Genomic DNA, 23,184 nt, shown 5'->3' with positions numbered 1-23,184 from the left:
CTGTAGCGTGTGACATTTTACAGATGCGTGAAGAAGAGAGGCCCGCGCGGGCCTCTCCCCCTCAGGAAGCCCGGGGGTGCGGATCGGCCGGTTCCTCGTCGAGCGCGGCGAGCGTCGAGAGCCGGACCGGTACGGCGAACGGGCGGCGCTCGGCGGGCGGTTCGGGGGCGCCGCCGCGCGCGGCGAGGCAGGAGACGGCCGTCCCGCACATCCGCCCCTGGCACCAGCCCATGCTGGCCCGGGTGAGCAGCTTGACGGTTCTCGCGTCCCGCGCGCCGAGCTCGGCCACCGCTTCGCGGATCCGTCCGGCGGTGACCTCCTCGCAGCGGCACACGTCCGTGTCGTCGGTGAGCCAGCCCTGCCAGCCGGGGCCCGGGGCGTGGGCGGCGGACATCACGTCGGCGAAGGCGCGCAGCCGGTTCCTGCGGCGCCGCAGTCCGGCGATCCGGTCCTCGTCGGTGCGGCGGCCGAGGAGTCGCGCGGCGACGGCGCGAGCGGCCAGCTCGCCTTCCGTACGGGCGAGTTCGGCGCCGCCGACTCCCCCGGTCTCGCCCGCCGCCCACAGGCCGGGCTCCGAGGTCTCCTGGAGGTCGTCCAGGGCGAGGCCCAGGGTTCCGTCGGGGAGCCGTCGGGTGGCGCAGCCGAGGGTCGTGGCCAGTTCGATCTGCGGGACGAGGCCGTGGCCGACGGCCAGGGCGTCGCAGGTGATCCGGCGGCCCGTCCCCGGCACGGGGCGCCAGTCGGCGTCGAGGCGGGTGACGGTGACGGCCTCCACCCGGTCGGTGCCGTGCACGTCGGTGACGGCGCTGCGCAGCCGGACGCGGACGCGGTGCCGGAGCAGTGCGGCGCCGTGCGACAGCGCTTCGGCCGCCTTCGCCGGGTTGGCGAGGAGGGGCAGGGGGCTGCGGGCGTACCGGAGGTAGCCGGCGGCCTCGACCACCGCCGGCACCCGTGCGCCGGCGGCGGCGAGGGAGGAGGCGACGGCGAGCAGCAGGGGGCCGCTGCCGGCCACGACGACGCGGCGGCCCGGCAGCACGAGGCCGGACTTGAGCATGGCCTGCGCTCCGCCCGCGCCCACGACGCCGGGCAGGGTCCAGCCGGGGAAGGGGAGTTGACGTTCGTACGCCCCGGTGGCGAGCAGCAGCGTCCGGGCCCGGATCCGTGCGGGTCGCTCGGCGGCCGCGTCGGCTCCGGTGACGGCGTGCACGGTCCAGGTCCCGTCGTCCTCCCGCACCGTGGACCACACGTGGTGCCCGGCGAGGTGGGTGACACGGCTTCCGGCGAGGCGTCGGCGGAGGTCGGTGAAGGCGGACCAGTCGTGGTGCAGGGCCTCGGGGCGCCGGGCTCCGAGGGTGGGCGCCGGGTGTCGGTGGAACTGCCCGCCGGTCTGGGCGGAGGCGTCGAGGAGCGCTACGGACAGCCCGAGTTCGGCGGCCGTGACGGCGCCGGCGAGGCCCGCGGAGCCCGCTCCCACGACCGCGAGGTCGTACGGCTCGTGACGCGCCTCCGGCACGGACGGTTCCGGCTGGGACCGCTCGGACGGTTCCCGCTCAGACGGCGAGGCGGTCATGGCCGTGTCCCTCCTGGGTGGTGATCGCGTCGCCGGGGCGGGCCGGGACCAGGCAGGCGCGCCGGTTGGGTTCGCCGTTGACGGTGGCGAGGCAGTCGTAGCACTGGCCGATGCCGCAGAAGGCGCCGCGCGGCCGGCCGCCGTCCCGGGTGGTGCGCCAGGCCAGGATGCCGGCGCCCCAGAGGGCGGCGGCGACGGTCTGGCCCGGCAGGGCGGTGACGCGACGGCCGTCGAAGGTGATCTCGAACGGCGGATCGGGGCGTGCGCCGACGAGGTCGGCGGGGGTGCGGGCCACGGGCCCTCCTCTCGTGACGGTGGGTGCGTGCGCCTCAGGGCGCGAGGGGTGCGGGGCGTGCGACGGGTGCGGTGTCGACGAAGCGTTCGGGCCGGAACGGGTGGATGTCGAGGGGTGGTTCGTCGCCGGTCAGGCAGGCGGTGACGATCCGCCCCGTCACGGGGGCGAGTCCGATGCCCGCTCCTTCGTGGCCGCAGGCGTGGAGCAGGCCGGGGACGCGCGGGTCGGGTCCGATGGCGGGCAGGTGGTCCGGCAGGTAGGGGCGGAAGCCGAGGTAGGTGCGGACGGCCCGTACGGTGCCGAGGACGGGGAACAGCGCGGTGGCTCCGGCGGCGAGCCGGCGCAGGACCTCGGTGGAGAGCGTCCGGTCGAAGCCGACGCGTTCCCTGCTGGCGCCGATCAGGACCGGGCCCGCCGGGGTGCCCTCGACGACCGCAGAGGTCTGGAGCGCGGCGGAGCCGCTGGCGACGTCGGCGACGTAGTCGGCGGCGTACACCTTGTGGCGCACCACGCGCGGGAGCGGTTCGGTGACGAGGACGAAGCCCCTGCGGGGCAGCACGGGCAGGTGGACGCCCGCGAGTCCGGCGAGGGCGCCGCCCCAGGTTCCGGCGGCGTTGACCACCTGCGGGGCGTGGATCTCGCCGGCGGTGGTCCGTACGCCGCGGATCTCCCCGGCGGGGCCGGTGAGGAGAGCGGTGACCTCCTCCCCCAGGCGCGGCCGGATCCGTCCGCCCCCCGTGCGCAGCAGCCGGGCCGCCGCGTGGGCGGGCATCACCTGGGCGTCCTGGGGGTAGTGGAAGCCGCCCGCCAGGGTGGGTGCGAGGTGGGGCTCCAGGTCGTGGAGCCGGCCCTCGGGGACCTCCCGGCTGGTGACGCCCGCCTTCTCCTGGCGGGCCGCGAAAGCGCGCAGGGCGCGCATCCCGGGCTCGTCCGAGGCGACGACGAGGCCGCCCTTCGCCTCGTACTCGACCTGGGGCGGGAGCAGTTCGGCCAGCTCCCGCCACAACGCGGTGGAGATCAGGGCGAGTTCGAGCTCGGGTCCCGGCTCCTTGTCGGAGACCAGGAGGTTTCCCTCACCGGCTCCCGTCGTGCCGCCGGCGACGGGACCGCGGTCGACGACGGTGACGGAGAGGCCGGCCCGGGCGGCGTAGTGGGCGCAGGCCGCGCCGACGACGCCGGCGCCGACGACGATGACATCCGAGGTGTTTCTCGTGGGCACGGCAGTAATATTTCACATGGCACTCGGGTTGCCAAGACCCGCGGAGAGCCTGGTCCCTTGACAACCGCTCGCGTTCCTCGTCCTCATGTTCCTGACAGAAGTGGGACCACCACGAGGGGGACGAACAGCGCATGACCAAGTCTGAGAGCGCGGGACCCGACTACGACGTCGTCATCAGCGGCGCGAGCCTCGCCGGCAGCGCCGCGGCGATCCTGCTCGCCCGGCGCGGCGCCCGCGTCGCACTCCTGGAACGCCGCTCGCGCCCCACGGCGTACAAGACGCTGTGCACCCACTCCCTCACGGCCAACGCCACTCCGGTCCTGAAGGAACTCGGCCTTCTCCCCGCCCTGGAGAAGGCGGGCGCCGTCCGCAACGAGGCCCGCTGGTACACCCGCTGGGGCTGGATCGAGCCGGGGGCCGCGCCGGGCCCCGAGCTGCCGTACGGCTACAACGTCCGCCGCAGCACCCTCGACCCGATGATCAGGTCCCGCGCGGCCGAGACCCCCGGCGTCGACGTGCTCCTCGGCCACCAGGTGACCGGCCTGCTCCAGGAAGCCGGGTGCGCCGTCGGGGTGCGCGCTTCGACGCCCGAAGGAGAACGCGAGATCCGGGCCCGCCTGGTCGTGGGCGCCGACGGCAAGGACTCGGCCGTGGCCAGGTTCGCCGGGGTGCCCACCCGGCGGCACGAGAACGCGCGCTTCGGCTATTTCGCGCACTTCCGCGGTCTTCCGCTGCGCGACGGGATCAGCCACGCCTGGTTCCTGGTGCCCGACATGGCCTACGCGTTCCCGAACGACGACGGGGTGACGGTCGTCGCGGTGCTCCCGGACAAGAAGCGGCTCCCGGACTTCCGGAGGGACCTGGAGGGCAGCTTCCTGGAGTTCGTCCGCGCCCTGCCCGACGCGCCGCCCATCGACGCCGCCGAGCGCGTCACGAAGATCACCGGCACGGTCGACTACCCGCTGCACACCCGCAGGCCGACGGCGCCGGGGCTCGCTCTCGTCGGCGACGCCGCCCTGACCGGCGATCCCCTGTGGGGGGTGGGATGCGGATGGGCCCTGCAGTCCGCGCAGTGGCTGGCGGAGGCGGTCGGCCCGGCCCTGACCGGCCGGGGCGGCCTCGACCGGTCCCTCGCGGTGTACGCGGCCAGGCACCGGCGCCGCCTGGGCGGCCACCAGTACCTGGCCGCCGACTTCGCCAAGGGCCGCCCGTTCAACCCCGTGGAGCGGCTGATGTTCTCGGCGGCGGCGCGCGACGCCTCCCTGGCACGGCACATGCATCTGTTCGCGTCCCGCCTGATCGGCCCGCCGCGTTTCCTGAACCCCGTGGCCGTGGCCAGGGCGGCGGCCGTCAACATCCGGCACCGGGGCGCGGCCGGTCGAACCGCGCCCCTGTCGCACACGGGGTCATGAGCCCCCGCGGGCCGCGCGGTACAGGGCGCCGGCGACGGCGAGGTCCTCCCAGGCCATGCCCACGCTCTTGAAGAGCCGTGGACGCCCGGAGAGAGCACGGTCGTTCACCACGTCGTGGCCGTTCACCAGATCGGCGAGGGTGCCCGCGACGTGGTCCTCGCCGATCGCTCCCCGGGCCATCGGGACGAGCAGGTCCCCCGCCTCGCGGAGCGCCGCCGAGCGCGCCTCGACGTACACCTCGGCGCGGGTCACGAGTGCGGTGTCCGTCTCCCGGGCCGTCGGCTCGTGCGAACCGACGGCGACGACGGTGGCGCCCGCGGCCACCCGGGCGCCGTCGAAGAGGGGCTCCCGGGCCGTGGTGCAGCAGACGACGAGGTCGGCCCCCTCCACGTCGCCGGGCGTGCCGGCGCGGGCGGGCACGCCGAACGTCCGCGCGTATCCGGCAAGGGCCCGCGCGCCGATCGGATCGCGCCCGACGACGACCGCCTCGGCGAGCTCGCGCGCCGCGAGCACGGCCTCCAGGTGGCCGTACGCCTGGGGACCGGTGCCGAAGAGGACGAGGCGCAGCGGCCGGTCGTCCGGCGTCAGACGGCGTACGGCGAGCGCGGAGACGGCCGGGGTGCGCAGCTCGGTGAGGGCCGCCCCGTCGAGGAGGGCGAGGGGCCGGAGGTCCGCGCCGTCGAGGAGCAGATAGGAGCCGGTGATGCGGGGCAGGCCGAGGGCCGGGTTGCCGGGGGCCACACCCGCGATCTTCACGCCGGCGTACGCGCCGGAGGCGGCGGGCATGAGCAGGAGCTCACCGGCCGGGACGGGGACGGCGGTGCGGGGCGGGGCGGTCTCGGGGTCGAACCCGGCGCGCAGGACCTCGGCGAGGACGTCGGCGGCCGCCGCCGGGGTCAGGAGGCGGGGCATGGCCGGGGCGTCGATCAGGAGCAGGTCGGTCATGGGGTTCTCGGCGGTGCGGACCGGGCGGGGGTGGTGCTCACGGAGTACGGCCTCCAGAGGGGAGTCGTGGTGCCGGGCCGGCCCTCCCCCGTGGGAGGACCGGCCCGGGCGGTGGGGTGCGGTCAGCTGCGGAGGGGGCCCTCGCAGCTGTAGCTCGACGTGCCCGCGACCTTGGTGGACCAGATCTCGACGGGTCCGAAGCTGCAGTTCATGTCGGCCAGGTTGTTCAGGGACTCACCCGCACGGTCGAGGAGGAAGTAGTCGACGGTCTCGGACATGTCCTTGAAGTTCTGGTCCTCGCTCGCCCAGTTCGACAGGTTCGCGGTGATCCGGCCGGTGCACAGGAAGCGGCGCTTGCCCGGGTCTCCGTTCTCGACGCAGTCCGGGGTGTTGTACGTGGCATTGGCGAAGGCGGTCTTCACTCCCACGACGGTGGAGTAGGTGAGCCGCTCGTTGGGCGTGAAGGTGGTGTTCGGGACGTACAGGTCGTCGACCTTGGCGATCTGCGCGTCGAGGAAGCGGTCGTAGGCGCTCTGGAGGCCGGGGTCGGCGCTGAGGCGCTCGCGCCAGGCGTCGTAGCCGGCGACGTCGTTCGCGCGCAGCCGCCCGTACATCTCGCGGAGCAGGGACGGCTTCTCGGTCCAGAGGAACTCGAAGAACGTGCCCGCGTAGTTGTAGAAGCGGAAGCCGTCGCCGTCGTAGGTGGCGTGGAGGATCTGGCGCAGGTTCATCCGGGGGCCGCCGCCGGCGGTGTCGTTGATGACGCCGCGGACGAGGGACTTGCGGACGGCGATGCCGTTGTCGCGGGTGGCTCCGTCGAAGAACTCGGCCGTGCCCTCGTCCATGGCGGTGGTGCGGTCGCCCTGGTACCAGGGGCCCTCGCCGAAGGAGCCGGGGACGGCCCAGCGGCCGTTGAGGTAGTGGGTGTACTCGTGGCGGAAGAGCTCCTCCAGCGTGAGCGAGGAGTCCTGGGGGACGCGCCGCTGGTACGTGTAGAAGGTGGCGCCGCGCTCGATGTAGATGCCGCCGTTGTTGGTGCCCATGCCGGTGAGGATGGGGTGGTAGTTCTCGTAGTCGGCGCGGGAGGCGTAGAGGACGATGTTCAGGGTGGTGTTGGTGTCGCCGGCGAGCGGCTGCTCGGTGCCGAGGACGCGGTGGTACTGCGCCTTGACCTGCTTGCTCGCGTAGTAGAGCTGGTCGACGGTGGCCCGGTCGAGGGCGGTGCGGACCTTGATGGCGCCGTTGTCGTAGGTGTACGTGTACGGGAAGAGCTGCTTCTCGATGTCCTCCTTGCACACGCCGTACGGCTTGCAGGCCTCGTAGGTGTTGAGCCAGGAGACGACCTTCGCCCACGGCTCGCTGCCGCGGCCGAAGGTGCCGACGACGGTGGTGAGGGTGGCGCCGAGGTCGGCGACGACGCCGTCCCTGAGGCCGTCGATCTGGCCGAAGCGGCCGTATTCGCCGAGGGCGTCACGGGCGACCCAGGCGTTGGCGGTCCCCTTCAGGTGGCCGTAGCCCGCGAAGGCCTTGAAGGTCGCGCGGTAGGCCGGGTCGGCGGCGGCGGCCGCGTGGAAGGCGCTGTCCTGGTTGCCGGGGTAGACGCCGAGGTAGTTGACGGAGAGGCCGGCGAGCGCGGCACCCGCCCAGGCCGGGTCGAGGTTCGTGGCGGGGTGCGCGGGGTCCATGGTGGCCAGGACCCGCTTGACGAGGCCGAGTTGGTGCTGGCGGAGGCCGGGCGCGCTGGCCGCGTAGAGCGCTTCGCGGAGGGTGTTCGCGTTGCTCTTCGTGACGTCGAAGGTGTGCGCGGCGGCGGCGAAGTCGGCGACGGCCCGGCGGATCGCGTCGACCGTGGGCGCGTCGGTGGTGTCGATCTCGTCGCGCGAGTGGTCGTGGTAGGCGACGGCGTGCAGGTACGTGAACATCTCCTCCAGGTGGGAGGCGTTCCGTCCGTCGTGGGAGGCGGAGAGGCTCGATATGCGGCGGGCGACGGCCTGGACGTGGGCGTCGGACATCACGGGTGCGAGCCGGGCGTCCCAGGTCCATATGAGGCCGCGGAGACAGCCGTCGGCGGTGACCGCCGGGTCGGCGAGGAAGTCGGCGAACCGCTCCGGGGCGAGGCCGGTGATCCCGTCGAGGGTGCAGGGGACGCCGGCGGCGGTGGTGCCGGGGGCTGCGAGCGGCCGCGCGGTGGCGGCGGCCGGTGCCCGGCCGGGGACGCGGCCCGTGGCGTGGCCGCCGGGGGCGGGGGCGGGCCCGAAGGTGGTGCGCGGGGCGGAGGCCCGGTGCTCGACCTCGTCGAAGGGGTTGGCCGCCGGCCGCTCCTGCGGGCCCGGTGCGCCGAGCGCGGGGGCCGGGGCGGGCCGGTCGTCCGTGCCCGTGGCGGAGGCGCCGGCCTGGCCGGCGGAGGCGAGGAGGGTGACCGTGACGGCGGAGGCGAGCAGGGACGAGCGCACACGTCTGTTGAGGGACAACGGAACTCCTGCTGGTGAGGGGGGTTGCGGGGATGCGTTCGCGAACTGGTCGGGTTCGCACGGCGGATGACGGTCAATCATCGGGCCGTGTGCGCTGTAACATAGTAATGTGAAATTGCACTGACAACCCTTGTGGCGGCACCAGTTCCCCGGTGGGGCCGGCAGGCCACCGCGAAATGGGGTCAATCCGTCACACGGGCCTCAGGATTCGGCGGCCTTCCGGCGCCACGCCCGTGCCTGACGGAGGTGGCCCTGCGCTTCGGAGAGCCGGGCCAGCTGGATCATCGCCCCGACGTGCCCCGCCTTCGCGGCCTTCTCGTACCACCCCTGCGCCGCGTACAGATCCCCGTCCAGCTCCCTGGCCCGCCCCAGCGCGAAGTACGCGTCGACGTCACCCTTCCGGGCGCGCTCGGTCAGCCACTTCTCCAGCTCGCCGAGCATCTCCGCGCGGTTGAGCATCGCGAAGAGCAGGCGGCGGCCCTCGTCGTCCCCGGCCGCCACCGACTTGCGGTACCAGGCCTTCGCCGCCTCCCGGTCCCCCTGCTTGAGGGCGAGGGCCCCGAGCGTCTTCATCGCGGCGGTGCTGCCCCCGGCCGCTGCCCGGCGGGCCCATCGCTCCGCCTCGGCGCTCTCGCCCCGCTCGTGCAGCAGCGTCCCGACCACGTACGCGGCGTCGGCGAGGCCGGCCTCGGCGGCCCGCCGGTACCAGCCCTCGGCCCCGGCGAGGTCTCCCCGCTCCTTGTCCAGGCCCCCCAGGACGGCCATCGCGTACGGGTTGCCGCCCTCGGCCGATCGCCGGTACCAGAGGACGCCTTCGGCGTGGTCGCCCCGCTGCCGCATCAGATACCCGACGATCTCCATCGCCCGTACGTGTCCGGACCCGGCGGCCGCCCTCAGCAACGGCTCGGCCTCCGCGGGCCGTTGCCACTGGTGGAGCAGTACGCCGAGGGTCACGCCGGCCTCGGGATGGCCCGCCGCGGCCGCCCGGCGCAGCCACAGCTCGCCGCCGTCCCGGTCGTCGCCCGTCCCGAGACGCACGCCGTACCGGAACATCGCCGTGACGTCCCCCGCCTCGGCGGCCACGCGAAGACGCGCCACGTCCTCGCCACGACCGGAGTCCCCGCCACTCCCCCGACGTCCCCGCATTCCCCGCACGCGCGTCCCCCTTCGCGATCACCTGACGGAAGCCCGGGGCCGGCGAAGCCGCGCAGGGGGCTGGTCATCCGCCCCCTCGGCCCCCACCATGCTCGTGACTACTCGTGCGTAACTCATTTTAGGGGAAAGCGTGTTGAGACTCCGTGGCCGGATCGCCATTCCGCTGCTCGCCGTCGTCGCGTCGCTGCTCCTGCCGGCGGCGTCCGTCCGCGCCGAGACGCCCGCGCTCGGCTCCTCCGCCCGTACCCCCGTCGTCTTCGTCCACGGCTACAACGCCGACCCGGGCGTCTGGGGCGGGCTGCGCGCGGACTTCAAGGCCGACGGGTACACCGACGCCGAGCTGTTCTCCTTCGGCTACGACACGCACCGGTCCGTCAACGAGGTCCTGTCCGGCGAACTCGCCGCGTACGTCGAGGACGTCAAGCGGCAGACCGGGGCCGCCCGGGTCGATCTCGTCGCCCACTCCTTCGGCAGCCTCGTCACCCGCTGGTACGTGAAGTTCGACGCCGCCGGACAGTCATCCGTCGCCCACTGGGTCTCCCTCGCCGGCCCCAACCACGGCACCTCCACTGCCTGGGCGTGCGCACTGTGGGACCAGGCCTGCCGCGACATGACCCCGGGCTCCTACGTCCAGAAGAAGCTCGCGGAGGGCGACGAGACGCCCGGGGCCGTGCGCTACGCCACCTGGTGGTCGAACTGCGACGAGGTCATCAACCCCGACAGCAGCGTGCCGCTGGCCGGCGCCGCCAACAACGGCGCCGGCTGCCTCGACCACAACGCGCTCCTGGGAGACGACGCGGTCTCCCGGGGAGTCCGCGCGTTTCTCCGCTCGTAGGGGGTGTCTTTCAGACCGCCGTAGGGGGGTGTCCTTCGTCTTTCAGACCGCGACCCGTTCGGCGGCGGGCTCCGTGACCCGCTCGCCGAGCCGGGCCGTCGGGACCCGGAACGTCTCCCGCAGGCCCCAGGCGCACAGCACCAGGACCAGCGCCGCCGCGCCGGAGTAGAGCCCGACACCGATCGGGTCGCCGTCGTACGCGAGGAACAGCGCGGTCGCGGCGGTGGCCGCCGTGCCGCCGCCCAGCGCGGCACCGGTCTGGTAGGTGGCGGAGAGGGACGAGTAGCGGGTGGCCGCCGCGAACTGCTCGCCGAGGAAGGCCGGGATGCAGCCCTGCGGGGCGGCCATCAGCACGTTCACCAGGACGTAGGCGAGCGTGGCCAGGACGAGGACGTGGCCGTCCACCAGCGGGAAGTACAGGAAGAAGAAGGCCGCGTACGCGAGGGTGCCGAGGATGACGACCGGCTTGCGGCCCTTCCGGTCGGAGATGAGGGCCATGAGCGGCACGGCGATCGTGAAGGCGACGGAGCCCGCCACCTGGAGCAGCAGGGACTCGGTGGGGCTGTAGCCGCGTTCCTCGGCGTACGTCACCGTGAAGATCGTGCCGATGTACGCGAGGGTGTTGTAGCCGAAGGCCACGCCGATGGCCAGCAGCATCTGGCGCGGGTGCCGCCTGATCGAGTCCAGGATGGGGACGCGGGGCGCGCCGTCCGTGCGGCGCTCCTCCTGGGGCATGCGGCCGCGGGCGACGACTCCGACGAGGACGAGGACGCCGCCCAGCCAGAACGGCACGCGCCAGGCCCAGGCTTCGAGCTGACCCTCCGGCAGCAGGGTGATCAGGGTGAAGGCGCCCGTGCCGAAGAGGCTGCCGATGCCGATGCCGGCGCTGGTGAAGCTGCCCCACAGGCCGCGCCGGTTCTCGGGGGCGTTCTCGATGCCGAAGAGGGAGGCGCCGCCCCACTCCCCGCCGGCCGCGAAGCCCTGGACGAGGCGCAGGGCGACGAGCATGACCGGAGCGGCGATGCCCAGGGTCCCGTACGAGGGCAGGCAGCCGATGAGGAAGGTGCTGCCGCCCATGATCAGCAGCGTAAGAATCAGCATCGACCTGCGGCCGATCCGGTCGCCGAAGTGACCGATCACGATGCCGCCGAGCGGGCGGGCGACGAAGCCGCTGCCGAACGCCGCGAAGGCCACCAGGGTGCCCACCGTGCGGTCGAAGCCGGGGAAGAAGACCGTGGGGAAGACGATCGCGGCGGCGAGGCCGTAGATGATGAAGTCGTAGAACTCCAGCGCCGTTCCGAATCCGGAGATGAGGAAGGTGCGAGTGCCTCTGGCCGCGCGGGCCTTGAGGCCGGGCCGGACGGTCTCCGTCATGGCGGGTCCTTCGGGGGTGGGGAGGGAGCGGAAACGAACAGGGGGAAGTGCGGGTCAGAAGCGGGCGAGGCCGGCCGTCGGGGCCTCGTGCGGCGCGCCGGCCAGGTAGTCGATCGCGCAGTGGGTGACGTCGAGTCCGACGGTGAGCAGGGTGCCCCACTGCTCGTGCGGCGCCTTGTGCGCGTCGGGCCGCATGCAGACGACGGCGTCGGCCCCGTCGTCGCCGCAGAAGGCCCGCGCCCGTTCGGCGGGCGGGAGTCCCGGCATCGCGGCCCGCACCTCGCGCAGGTGGGCGAGGCGCTCCGTCGTCATCGAGTCGGCCGGTCCGGTGTCCGCCGCCGCGAGGCCGGCGTCGAGGAAGTGGTTGGTGTGCAGCAGCCAGCCGTCCTCGGCGGCCGGGACCACCGCGAGGCCGGCGGGTGAGAGCTCCAGACTCGCTGCGGAGGAGTCGGCGGTGACCACGGTCAGCGAGGTGGAGGCGCTGACGCGTGCCGTCGAGGCGATCTCGACGGCCTGGTCGAGGGTGTCGGCCTCGTCGAGGATGCGGCGGGCGACGGCATGGACGGGCACGCCGCCACTCGCGGAGTCGGACGCGTGGAACAGGATGTTGAAGTGCACGCCGAGGCCGGCGCTGTTCACGCCGATCTTGCCGGGGGCGCCGAACTCGGTGAAGAGCTTCACCGTGCGGCCCGTGCTCGGCGTCAGCTCGTGCAGCAGCGCCTCCGGGACGAGCAGGTCGTGCCAGTCCCAGGTCTGCACGGTCTGCGGCGCGGCCCCTGCGGGTGCGAACACCGCGGTGGAGCACTCGCCCTTCCCGGGCGTCGGGCAGCCGGCGAGGATCTCGGTGCGGGCGCCGACGGCGGCCACCGTCCAGCGCTCGACGCCGGCCGCGTCGGCGCAGGCGTCCGACTCCTCGGCGAGGGACGGCGCCCAGGCCCGGAGTGCCTCGTGGCTGCGGGTGGCGAGGTCGCGGACCTGGTCGGCGGGCAGGCCGAGGACGGCGAAGTGCTCCCGGTAGAGCTCCGCGACGCGCCGGACCTGGGCGCCGAACCGGGTGCCGAGGAGGGTTCCGCGCTCGCGGGGGTCGGTCGTCTCGGTGGTGAGGGTGTGCAGTTCCACGGGGTTCCTTCGAGGCTGACGGGGCCGCGGGCCGAGAGGGGCGGCGGGCATCAAGCTAGGAACGTAAAACGTTTTATGCAATGCTTGGGGGAACTCTTCCCTCCCGTCCTTCCGGGACGTTCCAGGACAGGCGGCGCGTGGTGGCACGGACGCGGGGCATCACGATCAAGGACGTGGCGCGCAAGGCGGGGGTCTCCATCACCGCCGTCTCGCACGCCCTCAACGACAAGGGCACCCTCAGCACGGCCACCCGCGAGCACATCCGTGCCGTCGCCGAGCAGATGGGGTACGAGGCCGATGCCCTGGCCCGCGGGCTGCGCCGCTCCCCGATGGGCGCCGTCGGTCTGGTGCTGCGCTCCCTCGACGCCCTCGGCGACTACGCGCCGGCGGGCGTGGACGTCTTCGAGCGGTTCGTGGGCGCGGCCGCCTCACAGGCCCTGGCCCGTGGCCTCAGCCTCATGCTGGTGCCGGACCTGACACGGGCTCCGGTCCCGCCGCTCGCCTTCTCCCTGGACGGCTACATCGTCACCAACCCGCACGTGGACGACCCGGTCATCGCACGCTTGGAGGAGCGCGGCATCCCGTACGTGACCTACGGACGCCCGCCGGGGCGCCCGGAGTTCACGCACTGGGCCTCGGAGGACGACCGTGCCTCCGCCCGCCTGGTCCTGACCCACCTGGAGGGCGCGGGCGCCCGCTCCGTCGCCCTGGTCCGGGGCACCGACCCGAACGCCTGGAACCTGGAACACCAGGACACCTACCTCGGCTGGTGCGAGGAGCGCGGCAGCACGCCACGCCTGTACGAGCTTCCCGAGCGCGCGGGCGTCGAGGGCGGCGCGGCCCTCGCCGGCCGGCTCGTCGACGACGGGCTGCCGGACGCCGTCTTCTGCCTCACCGGGCGGCACGCGGCCGGCGTGCAGCGGGGCCTCATGGCACGCGGCGTACGGGTCCCGGAGCGGACCATGGTGGTCACCGGCTCCGACTCCGAGCACGCCCGCAACAGCCGCCCCGCCATCTCCGCGCTCGAACTGAACCCGGTCGACAGCTCGGCGGCCCTCCTCGACATCCTCCAGTCCCTCATCGCCGGCCGCCCCGCCGACGCCCCCCGCCTCACCCGGGCCCGTTTCCGTCCGAGGGGGTCGACCAGACGCCAGGGCCTGTCCGGGCCTGATCCGAAAGACAGGCCCTAGGTCAGGAGGAAGCGGGCGGGCGGGCGGCCTGACGTGGAGCGGGCGGTGGCGAGCAGCTGGTCCCTGTCGACGAGCTTCACACGGGGGCGTCCCTGGCGCCGGCCCGCCGCACGCTCGCTCTCGTCGATCGCCCGCCAGCCGTCGAGGCCGACGGCCTCCGGGGGCCCGCCGGACGCCGGGCCCCCGCCGGTGGGAGCGGGGAGCAGACCGGCTTCGAGATCGTCGAGGAGCGCGGAGACGGTCTCCTGGGCGCAGGACTTGTTGGTGCCGATGAACCCGTTGGGGCCGCGTTTGATCCAGCCGGCCACGTACACGCCGGGCCGGACCCTGCCCCTCTGGTGGGGCACCGTGCCGGTCGGCTCGTCGAACGGGAGGCCGGGGACGGGCCGGGCGCGGTAGCCGATCGCGCGCAGGACGAGCGAGGCCTCGATGCTCTCCACGGCCCCGGCCGTCTCGACGGTCAGACCGGTCACCCGGTCGTCGCCGAGGATCCGGGTCGGGCGGGTCCGGAAGCGCAGGACGATGCGGCGGCGTCCCGGCACGGGGGTCCGGGCGGCCAGCTCGGCGAGCACCCTGGTCTTGGGCGTGGCGTCCGGGGGCAGGTCGGTCGGCCAACCCTGGACGAGGACGTCGACGCCGTCGAGCGCGGCGAGGGCGAGCAGTTCCGGCAGGGTGAACGCGGCCTCGGCCGGTCCGCGGCGCCCGAGCACGACGACCTCGCGGACGCGGCTCGTCCGCAGCGCGGCGAGCGCCCGGTCGGAGATGTCGGTGCGGGCCAGGGCGTCGGGGTCGGCGGTGAGGACGCGGGCCACGTCCAGGGCCACGTTTCCGTTGCCGATGACGACGGCCCGCTCGCCGTCCAGGGCGTAGGGGGTGGCGCTGTGGTCGGGGTGGCCGTTGTACCAGGCCACGAAGTCGGTGGCGGAGGCGCTGCCGGGCAGTTCCTCTCCGTCGATGCCGAGCCGCCGGTCGGTGGCCGCGCCGACGGCGTAGATCACGGCGTGGTGGTCGCGGACCAGGTCCTCGTGGTGCAGGTCGCGGCCGATCTCGGTGTTGAGCCGGTACGAGAAGCCGGGCTGGCTCTCGACGGTGCGGAACAGCCGGGCGACCTGCTTGGTGTCCTGGTGGTCGGGGGCCACTCCCGCGCGGGCGAGTCCGTACGGGGTGGGCAGCCGGTCGTGGACGGTGACGGTGACGCCCGGGTACCGGAGCAGCTCGTCGGCGGCGAACAGCCCGGCCGGCCCTGCGCCGACGACCGCGACCCGCAACTCGGCGGCGGAGAGGCGGCGTTGGGCGGGCACGAGGGCCATGGGCGCCCGGTCCTCGTGCGGATGAGCGTCGTAGTAGGCCCGGTTGAGTTCGAGGAACGGCAGCTCCGCCTCGGTGAGCCCGGTGTGCGGCTTGAGCGCGTCCACCGGGCAGGCCGTCGTGCAGGCGCCGCAGTCGACGCAGGTGCGGGGGTCGACGTACAGCATCTCGGTCTGCCCGAAGCCCGGTTCGCCGGGGGCGGGGTGGATGCAGTTGACCGGGCAGGCCAGGACGCAGGAGGCGTCCGCGCAGCACGACCGGGTGACGACGTACGGCATGGGGAGTGGCTCTCCGTTCGCGGGTCAGGCGGCGTGCGGGGCGGGTTCGCCGCGGTGGCGGGACGGGCGGCCGTCGATGCGCAGCGCCTTCCAGACGCGCCGGGAGGCCCTGTTCATCAGGCCGATGTCCTCGGCGAGCATCCGCACGTCGGAGAAGAGGTCGCGGAGCATCTTCTCGCCGTCGGACGACTTCCAGAAGATGTCCTTGATCACCCAGTGGGGCACGCCTATCGTCTCGGCGGTCTTCCGGTCGGGGACCATGATGACGTCGCCGAGCACCCGCATGATCACGGGGAAGGCCACCGAGAGCGCGCCCCGGCGCGCCCGGCCGTAGCCGGGGACCTTGACGCGCAGGAACTCGTGGGCGAAGGAGATGTGCCGGGCCTCCTCGGCGACGTGGATCTGCATGAGCCGGCGCATCAGCGGGTGGATGTCCTCGCCGCCGCGCAGGATCGCCTTCTGGAGGTGGTCGATGGGTTCCTCCCCGGCGAGGACGCCGGTGAAGAAGGACTCGGGGATCAGCGAGCCGGCCAGGGGCAGGAAGCGGCTGAGCACGCGGAAGGAGCGGCGCCCGCCGGGCACGTCGGCGCCCGCGCGGTTCACGAACTCCTGGAACATCTGGGTGTGGTGGCACTCCTCCGTGACCTCGTGGGTGAGGTAGCGGAACTCCGGGTTCTGGTTGCGCAGGGCGAAGAGGTAGTCCATCACCCCGCGGATGAGGACGTTCTCGAACTGCATGCCGACCTTGACGATGTTGGCGTACCGCCACAGTCCGATGCGTGTGCGGACCTCGAGGGGCTGCTCCTGGTACCAGGGGTGGCCGCCCAGGGGGTCGGCCGCGGGGAGCACCCAGCGGGGGTCCGTCGGGTCGATGGCGAAGTCGGGGTGGTCCCAGTCGATGTCGGTGAACGCGTCGAAGTGGATGTGCACCGAGGCCTCGGACAGGATCCGGAGCCTCTCGTGGTAGCTCTGCACGCTGGTCATCGTCGTCCTCGTTCTCTCGCGGTCGGCTGTCCGGAGGCGCTTTTCTGAGGGGCTTTTCGAGGGCTTTCGAAGGGCTTTTCCGAGGGTTTTCCGGAGGGGTGTCAGACCGCGGGGGTCCGGTCCTCCCGCTCGGCGGGGCGCCCGTCGGGGACCGCGCGGTCGAAGCGGAGCGCGGGGTCCTCGATCGGGGACCGCCACAGCGCGCGGCGGTCCCGGTAGTAGTCGTTCCGGATCCGCCACGGGTCGCGGGTGCCCTGGCGGGGCATGATCGCGTCGCCGCGGGCGATGTAGCCGGAGGTCAGCGACTCGCCCATGACGGAGACGGAGGAGCGGTCGGCCTCGGTGGCGACGGGGGTGACGGCGGTGAGGCCGTGGCGGTCCATGTGGGCGACGAGCCGGCTGATGTAGGCGGAGGCGAGGTCGGCCTTGAGCGTCCAGGAGGCGTTGGTGTAGCCGATGATCATCGCCAGGTTGGGGACGCCGTCCAGCATCACGCCCTTGTAGAGGAGGTGGTCGCGGGTGACGACGGGCTTTCCGTCGACCGCGAGTTCCATGCCGCCGGCGAGCTGCATGCGCAGGCCGGTGGCCGTGACGACGATGTCGGCGGGGATCTCCTCGCCGGACCCGACCTTGATCCCGGTCTCGGTGAACGTCTCGATGTGGTCGGTGACGACGGACGCCCGGCCGCTCCTGAGCGTCGTGAAGAGGTCTCCGCCGGGCACGACGCACAGCCGCTGGTCCCAGGGCTTGTACGCCGGGGTGAAGTGGCGCATGTCGACGCTCTTGCCGAGCCGCGCCCGCACGGCGCCGAGGAGCACCTTGCGCATGAGGCGGGGGGCCTTGCGGCACAGGGCGTACAGGGCGCGCTGCATCGCGATGTTGCGGGTGCGCCCGACCCGGTGGACGAGCGGGGCGGGGACGCGCAGCCGGCGCAGGAGGACGGAGAGGGGATCGTCCGCGGGGAGCGCCAGGACGTACGTGGGCGAGCGCTGGACCATGGTGACGTGGGCGGCTTCGGCGGCCATCGCGGGGACGAGGGTGATGGCGGTGGCGCCGCTGCCGATGACCACGACGCGCTTGCCCGTGTGGTCGAGGTCCTCGGGCCAGTGCTGGGGGTGCACGAGGGTGCCGCGGAAGCGCTCCTCGCCGGGGAACTCGGGGCGGTGGCCCGCGTCGTAGTCGTAGTAGCCGGTGGCGCCGACGAGGAAGCGGGCGGTGAGGAGGCGGGTCTCGCCGGTGGCCTCGTCGAGGGCCTCGACGGTCCAGCGGCCTTCGGCGCTCGACCAGTCCGCCCGGAGGGCCCGGTGGCCGAAGCGGATGCGGTCGGCGACGCCGTGCTCCTCGGCGGTGGCCCGGATGTAGCGGCGGATGTCCGGTCCTGCGGCGAGGACCTTGGTGCCGTGCCAGGCGCGGAAGCCGTAGCCGAAGGTGTACATGTCCGAGTCCGAGCGGATGCCGGGGTAGCGGAACAGGTCCCAGGTGCCGCCGATCCCGGCGCGCCGCTCGATGATCGCGTACGTGGCTCCGGGGTTCCCGGCGAGCAGGTGGCAGGCGGCACTGATGCCGGACAGCCCCGCCCCGATGATCAGCACGTCGACGTGCTGGTTCTCCATGTCCGTCCCCTCCACTGCCGGTCGTACCGGCGGGCATTCTTCCTCAGGCCCCGGAATTTACCTGTGTCACAGCGTCCAGGATACCGGCGGTAACGTGACCTGCGCCACCCCTGTCGCCCGGCCTCGTCCCCGCCGCCGGGTACGATCCACGCCGTGGCCGAGGACAGACACACACGCAACGACGGGCGCCCCGACGGCCGTGACACCCGCTGGAGCGGCCACCGCGCCGAACGTCGGGACCAGGTCCTCACCGCGGCCCTCACCGTCATCGGCCGCGAGGGAACCACGGTCAGCGTGGCGGCGATCGGCGCCGAGGCCGGCATGCCCCGCTCCGTCGTCTACCGGATCTTCCGCAGCCGCGAGGACCTCGACGAGCAGATCCGCGCGCGCATCACCGACGACCTGATGACCGCCCTGTCCCCCGCCCTCGACCCCAAGGGCACGATCCGGGAGGCGATCGAGCTCGCCGCGGCCACCTACGTGGGCTGGGTGGCGCTCCACCCCCACCTCCACCGCTTCCTCGGCACCGGTTCGCCCGGGCAGCCCGCCGCCGGCTCACGCGCGGTCGCGGGCACCCGCACCGCCGTCGCCCTCCACCTCGCCCGGCTCCTGGACTCGTACGCCGAGCGGTTCCTCGACGGCGAGGCGGCGCCCACGGGGTTCAACCTCAACCTGGCGTTCGGCATGGTCGGCCTGGTGGACGGCGTGGTGAACCAGTGGGCCGCCCACCCCGAGTCGCGGAGCTCCCTCGACGACCTGACCCACTTCCTGAGCGACGCCCTCTGGGGCCTGCTCGCGGGCGCCACCCCGCGCCTGGGCATCAAGCTCGACCCCGACCAGCCGATCGGACCGGTCCCGGAACCGCCGGAGCCGGGCGCCCCGTACGACACGACGGACGACCGCCGCTGACCCCGGTGCTTCCCCGGCTCCCGGCCCTTGGCCGGCCGGCCGGCGCGCCTCTACGATGCCGGTGATCAAGGCCGCCGTACCACTCGGCCGCATTCGGGGGGATGAAGCATGGACCAGTACAACGTGCCCGTCGGGCCGGCGGCCGTGCGGGGGCCCCGCTACAGATTCCGCAACCCGAACGGACCGGCCCTCGTCGCCCAGTCGCTGATCGCGACCTCCGCACTCGCCGACATCTACGTCATCGCCACCGGCGGCCAGGACTCACCCTGGCTCTCCGAGGAGATGGTCCCGTTCCCGGCAGTGCTCCAGGTGTCGTGCTGGATCGCGTTCCTGGTCTGGTTCCATCGCGTCCGCTGCAATGCCGAGGTGCTCGCCCCGGGCACCCACAAGTACAGCCCGGCCTTCGCCCTCGGCGCCTGGATCGTCCCGCTCGCCATGTGGTGGCTGCCGCGCCACATCACCCTCGACATCCGCCGGGCCGGCGGTCCGCCCCGTGACGCCTGGCTGATCAACGCCTGGTGGTTCGTCTGGCTCTGCGACGGTCCCCTCTCGGTCGCCGTCCACCTCCTGATCCTCGGCCAGACGGACTACCGCAACCCGGTCGACCAGAGTCTCAGCATCCTGTGCGCGATCCTCGCGATCGCGGTCGTCCGCCGGGTCACCGCCGACCAGCCCGCCGGCCCCCTCCCGTACTTCAACATGACCTGACGTCGACATGGTCTGAGAACCGCCCTCCCGCCGCCGCGCGGACGCCCCAAGTGGCGGGCGCCACAGGGGAAGAGCGTTGTGGACGGCCCCGGTGCGAGGTTCCGGAGCGCGGCAGCGGAGCGTTAGCGAGACGTGAGTACCGCACGGGAAGCTGGACGTGACCATCGTGACCGGTGCGCCGGTCACGGACCAGCAGACCACGGGGAGCCTCACCGTGCGTGGCGACCGACGGCCGTGAGGCCGCCGTCGCCCCGCCGGCCGGTCCCGGGCGCCCGACCACGCCCGGACGGTCGAGGCGCGTGAGAAGGAGCAGGCAGCGGAAGTGCTCACCACACGGGTGACGGTGACCGTCCACGCATCCGACCCACTCAGCAGGGCCGGACTCATCAGCCACTTACGGCACCAACCGACCATCGACTTCGTGCCCGAGCACGACGACGGGAACCGGGACGCCCCCGCGGTGGCGGTGATGCTCGCGGACCGGATCGACGAACCCACCACCGCGGAACTCCGGCGCCTGCTGCGCGGCCGCGACCAGCGCGTCGTGCTGGTCGCCCGCGAGCTGCGCGAACCCGATCTCCTGACGGTGGTCGAGCACGGGGTACGAGCCATCATCTGGCGCCACCAGGCCACCGAGCAAAGGCTGTTGAGCGCCGTGCACAGCGCGGCACGGGGTGAGGGCGAACTACCGCCCGACCTGGTCAGCCGCCTCCTGAACCAGGTGGGCCGGCTCCAGCGGGCGACGGCGGCGGGAACGGGCACCGGCGGGTCGGTGCCGCTCTTCGGAATGGCGCCCCGCGAGGTGGACGTGCTGCGGCTGCTCGCCGAGGGTCTGGACACCCGGCAGATCAGCGAGAGGCTCGCCTACTCCGAGCGCACCGTGAAGAACGTCCTGCACTCGCTCATGACCCGTCTCCAGCTCACCAACCGGGCGCATGCCGTCGCGTACGCGCTCCGCGAAGGCTACATCTGATGATCCACGAGATAGACGAGGCCCTGCGCCGGCTGCTCTCCCCCGCCGTCACGGGCGACATCGCCTTCGACGCCCCCACCCGCGACTGGGCGGCGCGCCGCAACGCTCCCACGCTCAACGCCTACCTGTACGACATCCGGGAGGACGTGGCCCGGCGCGAGCGCGGCGCGCGGGCCGAGCGGGACGCCGACGGGATCGTGACGCGAAGGCGCCTGCCGCCGCGCTGGTTCCGGCTCTCGTACCTGGTGACCGCCTGGACCTCACGTCCCGAGGACGAGCACCGGCTCCTGTCGGGCGCGCTGGCGCTGCTCCTGCCGCACGAGGTGCTCTCCGGAGACGCGGTGCCGGAGTCCGTGCGGCCGATCGCCACCTCCCTGCCGCTCTCCGTCGCGGTGCCGCCCGCCGAGTCGCGCTCGCTGGCGGACATCTGGTCCGCGCTCGGCGGGGAGCTCAAGCCCTCGCTCGACGTCGTGGTCACCACACCGTTCCCGGTCGCTCCGGTGTACGCGGCGGCGCCGCCGGTCACCGAGGGCGCGGAGATCCTCGTGCGCGGGATCGACGGCGTACCGGACGACTCCGCCCCCCGGATGCGGCGGCGCATCGGCGTCAGGGCGGACCCGCGGCGGGAGGGCGGCGCATGAGCGAGGACGACCTCCGGGGCACCGACGGCGTCCTCGACCTGCTCTCCGCGCTGCGGAACCGGGTCGCCGCGCTCGTGGACGCCCGGAGCGCCGGGGACCCCACGGCGGGCGATCCGCTGCGCGGCCTGTACGTCACCGGGGAGACGGCCCGCCGAATCGCAGCGAAGCCGGGACCGACGGCGGCGCGGGCGACGACGGTGCAGGAACCGACGGCAGCGCAGGGACCGACGGCGGTGCACGGACCGACGGCGCAGGACGACGACGCCCTCCTTCCGGGCGGCGGCGCCCCTCTTCCGGACGGCGGCCTCTCCCTTCCGGACATCGGCGGAACGGGCCGACTGGCCCGACTGGCACGGGGCTTCGGGCTCACCGCGCTCGACGCCCACGTCCTCCTCGCGGCGCTCGCGCCCGACGTGGACCGGGGTTTCGAGGCGCTGTACGGATACCTCAACGACGACGTGGGCCGACGGCGCGCCACCGTGGCCCTGGCCCTGGACCTGGCGGGCACCGGCCCCTTCGACCCGGCCGCCCGGGACCGTTTCCATCCGGCCGCCCCGCTGCGGTCCGGCGGCCTCCTGGAGGTCGAGGACGAGGACCGGCCGCTGCCCGGGCGGGCCCTGCGCGTACCGGAGCGGGTGGTGGCGCACCTCCTCGGCGACGACGGGCGGCTCGACGCGGGACTCCCGGCCTCCGAAGTGGAGTTGCTGCCGGCGGGGGCGGCGGACGCGGCCGCCGCGACCACGCCGCTCGGGGCCCGGGTCGTCGCCGCCGGGCCCGTCACCGTCCATCTGCGTCAACGCGTCCCCGGGGCCGCCACGGACGGGGTGGTGGCCGCGCTGCGCGCCGCCGGACGACCCGTGCTGCGGTACCGGCCGGAGGGCGTGGACGAGGGGGCGGCGCGGCTGCTGCTGCGTGAGGCCCGGCTGCGCGGCGCCGCCGTGGTCGTCGACCCGTTGCCCCCGCGGACCGGGCCGCTGGTGCGCGCCCTCGCCTCGTCCGGCGTGACGGTGGTCCTCGCCGGCACCGGGGCGCCCGATCTCCGGTGGGCGCCGGACGCGGAGCTGATCGCGCTCGACGCGCCGGAGGACACAGCGGGCCCCGACGGCCTGTGGCACCGCGAACTCGCTGCCGTGGCCGTCGACTTCGACCTGGACGCGGCCACCGCCCCGTACCGCCTCCGCGGCGATCAGGTCCGCCGGGCGGCGCGTTCCGCCCGGGCGCTCGCCGCGTTCGAGGGCACGGCGCTGACGCTCGCGCAGTTGCGACGCGGCGCCCGGCTGGTGTCGGCGCCGCTCCTCGACAGCCATGCGCGGCGGATCCGGCCGGCCGTCGGGTTCGCCGATCTCGTGCTTCCCGAGGAGCCGCTGGAGCTGCTGCGCGAGCTGACCGGCCGGGCCCGGAACCGGGACCGGGTACTCGGCGAGTGGCGGCTGCGCACGGGGGGCGGGCGCGGGCGGGGTGTCGTCGCGCTGTTCGCCGGGGAGTCGGGCACCGGGAAGACGCTCGGCGCCGAGGTCGTCGCGGGCGAACTGGGCCTCGACCTCTATGTGGTGGACCTCTCCTCGGTGGTCGACAAGTACGTCGGGGAGACCGAGAAGAACCTGGAGCGGATCTTCGCCGAGGTGGACCGCACGGACTGCGTCCTCCTCTTCGACGAGGCCGACGCGGTCTTCGGCAAGCGGTCGGAGGTGAAGAGCTCGCACGACCGGTACGCCAACCTGGAGAGCGCCTATCTGCTCCAGCGCCTGGAGGCCTTCGACGGGATCGCGGTGCTCACGACCAACCTCAGGGCCAACATCGACGAGGCGTTCACCCGCCGGCTCGACCTGGTCGTGGACTTCCCGTTCCCCGACCCCGGGCAGCGCGTCTCGCTCTGGCACTCCTGCCTGGCGGGCACGCCGAAGGCGGAGGACGTGGACGAGGAGATCGCGCGGTGCGCCGCGGAGTTCGAGCTCGCCGGCGGCGCGATCCGCTCGGCGGCGGTGACGGCCGGCTATCTGGCGGCGGCCCGCGGCTCGGCCGTGACCGGCGAGGACGTACGGGCCGGGGCGCGGCGCGAGTACCGGAAGGCGGGAAGGCTGGTCCTGGACGCGGACGCGCCCTGCCCGCACGCCGGATGAAGGCGAACATCCGGCGCCGGGACTCCTCGCCCAGGACGCTCACGGACCGGATGCGGTCGGCCGGG

General features: G+C 73.7%; 19 protein-coding genes. 8 read left to right on the top strand and 11 right to left on the bottom strand.

Going from position 1 to position 23,184, the window contains the following annotated elements; translation table 11 throughout:
• Positions 1-61 precede the first annotated feature (61 nt).
• The 3 genes from ABZ318_RS20825 to ABZ318_RS20815 are packed head-to-tail and all read right to left on the bottom strand — an operon-like array spanning position 62 to position 3,084.
• The gene (locus ABZ318_RS20825; protein ID WP_356903949.1) at positions 62-1,570 is read right to left on the bottom strand and encodes an NAD(P)/FAD-dependent oxidoreductase; all 1,509 of its coding nucleotides are present in this window, start codon (positions 1,568-1,570) and stop codon (positions 62-64) included.
• Complete coding sequence (locus ABZ318_RS20820) at positions 1,551-1,865, bottom strand: (2Fe-2S)-binding protein (protein ID WP_356903948.1); 315 nt, start codon at positions 1,863-1,865, stop codon at positions 1,551-1,553. Before ABZ318_RS20820 ends, ABZ318_RS20825 begins: the two co-directional genes overlap by 20 nt.
• A 34-nt stretch (positions 1,866-1,899) precedes the next feature.
• Entirely contained in the window at positions 1,900-3,084 is a 1,185-nt protein-coding gene (locus ABZ318_RS20815; RefSeq protein ID WP_356903947.1) for an FAD-dependent oxidoreductase, read from the bottom strand.
• Positions 3,085-3,215: 131 nt separating this feature from the next.
• Between ABZ318_RS20815 and ABZ318_RS20810 the strand changes: the two genes are divergently transcribed.
• On the top strand, positions 3,216-4,496 hold the full coding sequence (locus tag ABZ318_RS20810; protein ID WP_356903946.1) for an NAD(P)/FAD-dependent oxidoreductase: 1,281 nt from the start codon (positions 3,216-3,218) through the stop codon (positions 4,494-4,496).
• On the opposite strand, the gene ABZ318_RS20805 is transcribed toward ABZ318_RS20810, so the two are convergent.
• The 3 genes from ABZ318_RS20805 to ABZ318_RS20795 form a co-directional block, all read right to left on the bottom strand.
• Entirely contained in the window at positions 4,491-5,441 is a 951-nt protein-coding gene (locus ABZ318_RS20805; RefSeq protein WP_356903945.1) for an ornithine cyclodeaminase family protein, read from the bottom strand. The two genes, ABZ318_RS20810 and ABZ318_RS20805, sit on opposite strands and share 6 nt — an antisense overlap.
• A 122-nt stretch (positions 5,442-5,563) precedes the next feature.
• A complete protein-coding gene (locus ABZ318_RS20800; RefSeq protein ID WP_356903944.1) occupies positions 5,564-7,912 on the bottom strand; it encodes a collagenase in 2,349 nt (782 codons plus the stop codon).
• A 201-nt stretch (positions 7,913-8,113) separates the two neighbouring features.
• The gene (locus ABZ318_RS20795) at positions 8,114-9,010 is read right to left on the bottom strand and encodes a hypothetical protein (protein ID WP_356903943.1); all 897 of its coding nucleotides are present in this window, start codon (positions 9,008-9,010) and stop codon (positions 8,114-8,116) included.
• Positions 9,011-9,197: 187 nt separating this feature from the next.
• Here ABZ318_RS20795 and ABZ318_RS20790 point away from each other — a divergent pair, with 187 nt between their 5' ends.
• Positions 9,198-9,902: an alpha/beta fold hydrolase gene (locus ABZ318_RS20790; RefSeq protein ID WP_356903942.1), complete on the top strand. Its 705-nt coding sequence runs from the start codon at positions 9,198-9,200 to the stop codon at positions 9,900-9,902.
• 42 nt (positions 9,903-9,944) lie between these two features.
• On the opposite strand, the gene ABZ318_RS20785 is transcribed toward ABZ318_RS20790, so the two are convergent.
• Positions 9,945-11,276, bottom strand: coding sequence for an MFS transporter (locus ABZ318_RS20785; RefSeq protein WP_356903941.1), 1,332 nt, complete (start codon positions 11,274-11,276; stop codon positions 9,945-9,947).
• Between the two features lie 54 nt (positions 11,277-11,330).
• A complete protein-coding gene (locus tag ABZ318_RS20780; protein WP_356903940.1) occupies positions 11,331-12,395 on the bottom strand; it encodes a C45 family peptidase in 1,065 nt (354 codons plus the stop codon).
• Positions 12,396-12,532: 137 nt separating this feature from the next.
• Here ABZ318_RS20780 and ABZ318_RS20775 point away from each other — a divergent pair, with 137 nt between their 5' ends.
• Positions 12,533-13,585, top strand: a complete 1,053-nt coding sequence (locus ABZ318_RS20775) for a LacI family DNA-binding transcriptional regulator (RefSeq protein ID WP_356903939.1) — start codon at positions 12,533-12,535, stop codon at positions 13,583-13,585.
• Here ABZ318_RS20775 and ABZ318_RS20770 read toward each other — a convergent pair.
• From ABZ318_RS20770 to ABZ318_RS20760, 3 genes are all read right to left on the bottom strand, one after another.
• A complete protein-coding gene (locus tag ABZ318_RS20770) occupies positions 13,582-15,171 on the bottom strand; it encodes an FAD-dependent oxidoreductase (RefSeq protein WP_356903938.1) in 1,590 nt (529 codons plus the stop codon). The genes ABZ318_RS20775 and ABZ318_RS20770 overlap by 4 nt on opposite strands.
• A gap of 24 nt (positions 15,172-15,195) precedes the next feature.
• Positions 15,196-16,155: a diiron oxygenase gene (locus ABZ318_RS20765; RefSeq protein ID WP_356903937.1), complete on the bottom strand. Its 960-nt coding sequence runs from the start codon at positions 16,153-16,155 to the stop codon at positions 15,196-15,198.
• Positions 16,156-16,256: 101 nt separating this feature from the next.
• Positions 16,257-17,768: an NAD(P)/FAD-dependent oxidoreductase gene (locus ABZ318_RS20760; RefSeq protein ID WP_356903936.1), complete on the bottom strand. Its 1,512-nt coding sequence runs from the start codon at positions 17,766-17,768 to the stop codon at positions 16,257-16,259.
• A gap of 153 nt (positions 17,769-17,921) precedes the next feature.
• Here ABZ318_RS20760 and ABZ318_RS20755 point away from each other — a divergent pair, with 153 nt between their 5' ends.
• The 5 genes from ABZ318_RS20755 to ABZ318_RS20735 all read left to right on the top strand — a co-directional run bounded on the left by ABZ318_RS20755 (position 17,922) and on the right by ABZ318_RS20735 (position 23,119).
• Entirely contained in the window at positions 17,922-18,677 is a 756-nt protein-coding gene (locus tag ABZ318_RS20755) for a TetR/AcrR family transcriptional regulator (RefSeq protein ID WP_356903935.1), read from the top strand.
• 108 nt (positions 18,678-18,785) lie between these two features.
• The gene (locus ABZ318_RS20750; protein ID WP_356903934.1) at positions 18,786-19,385 is read left to right on the top strand and encodes a DUF4328 domain-containing protein; all 600 of its coding nucleotides are present in this window, start codon (positions 18,786-18,788) and stop codon (positions 19,383-19,385) included.
• Positions 19,386-19,806: 421 nt separating this feature from the next.
• Positions 19,807-20,358, top strand: a complete 552-nt coding sequence (locus ABZ318_RS20745) for a response regulator transcription factor (RefSeq protein WP_356903933.1) — start codon at positions 19,807-19,809, stop codon at positions 20,356-20,358.
• The gene (locus ABZ318_RS20740) at positions 20,358-20,999 is read left to right on the top strand and encodes a DUF4255 domain-containing protein (RefSeq protein ID WP_356903932.1); all 642 of its coding nucleotides are present in this window, start codon (positions 20,358-20,360) and stop codon (positions 20,997-20,999) included. The genes ABZ318_RS20745 and ABZ318_RS20740 overlap by 1 nt, the downstream gene beginning before the upstream one ends.
• Entirely contained in the window at positions 20,996-23,119 is a 2,124-nt protein-coding gene (locus tag ABZ318_RS20735) for an ATP-binding protein (RefSeq protein WP_356903931.1), read from the top strand. Before ABZ318_RS20740 ends, ABZ318_RS20735 begins: the two co-directional genes overlap by 4 nt.
• Positions 23,120-23,184 lie beyond the last annotated feature (65 nt).

This window comes from Streptomyces sp. NPDC006197, assembly GCF_040613865.1.
GTDB lineage: Bacteria > Actinomycetota > Actinomycetes > Streptomycetales > Streptomycetaceae > Streptomyces.
The sequence above is the reverse complement of the archived record's forward strand: the minus strand, read 5'-3'. Positions and strand labels throughout refer to the sequence as shown.

Excerpts from the sequence above, each read along its gene's own strand:
- ABZ318_RS20825 (WP_356903949.1), bottom strand. The coding sequence starts at position 1,570 with ATGACCGCCTCGCCGTCTGAGCGGGAACCGTCCGAGCGGTCCCAGCCG.
- ABZ318_RS20810 (WP_356903946.1), top strand. The coding sequence starts at position 3,216 with ATGACCAAGTCTGAGAGCGCGGGACCCGACTACGACGTCGTCATCAGC.
- ABZ318_RS20805 (WP_356903945.1), bottom strand. The coding sequence starts at position 5,441 with ATGACCGACCTGCTCCTGATCGACGCCCCGGCCATGCCCCGCCTCCTG.
- ABZ318_RS20785 (WP_356903941.1), bottom strand. The coding sequence starts at position 11,276 with ATGACGGAGACCGTCCGGCCCGGCCTCAAGGCCCGCGCGGCCAGAGGC.
- ABZ318_RS20770 (WP_356903938.1), bottom strand. The coding sequence starts at position 15,171 with ATGCCGTACGTCGTCACCCGGTCGTGCTGCGCGGACGCCTCCTGCGTC.
- ABZ318_RS20765 (WP_356903937.1), bottom strand. The coding sequence starts at position 16,155 with ATGACCAGCGTGCAGAGCTACCACGAGAGGCTCCGGATCCTGTCCGAG.
- ABZ318_RS20760 (WP_356903936.1), bottom strand. The coding sequence starts at position 17,768 with ATGGAGAACCAGCACGTCGACGTGCTGATCATCGGGGCGGGGCTGTCC.
- ABZ318_RS20750 (WP_356903934.1), top strand. The coding sequence starts at position 18,786 with ATGGACCAGTACAACGTGCCCGTCGGGCCGGCGGCCGTGCGGGGGCCC.
- ABZ318_RS20740 (WP_356903932.1), top strand. The coding sequence starts at position 20,358 with ATGATCCACGAGATAGACGAGGCCCTGCGCCGGCTGCTCTCCCCCGCC.
- ABZ318_RS20735 (WP_356903931.1), top strand. The coding sequence starts at position 20,996 with ATGAGCGAGGACGACCTCCGGGGCACCGACGGCGTCCTCGACCTGCTC.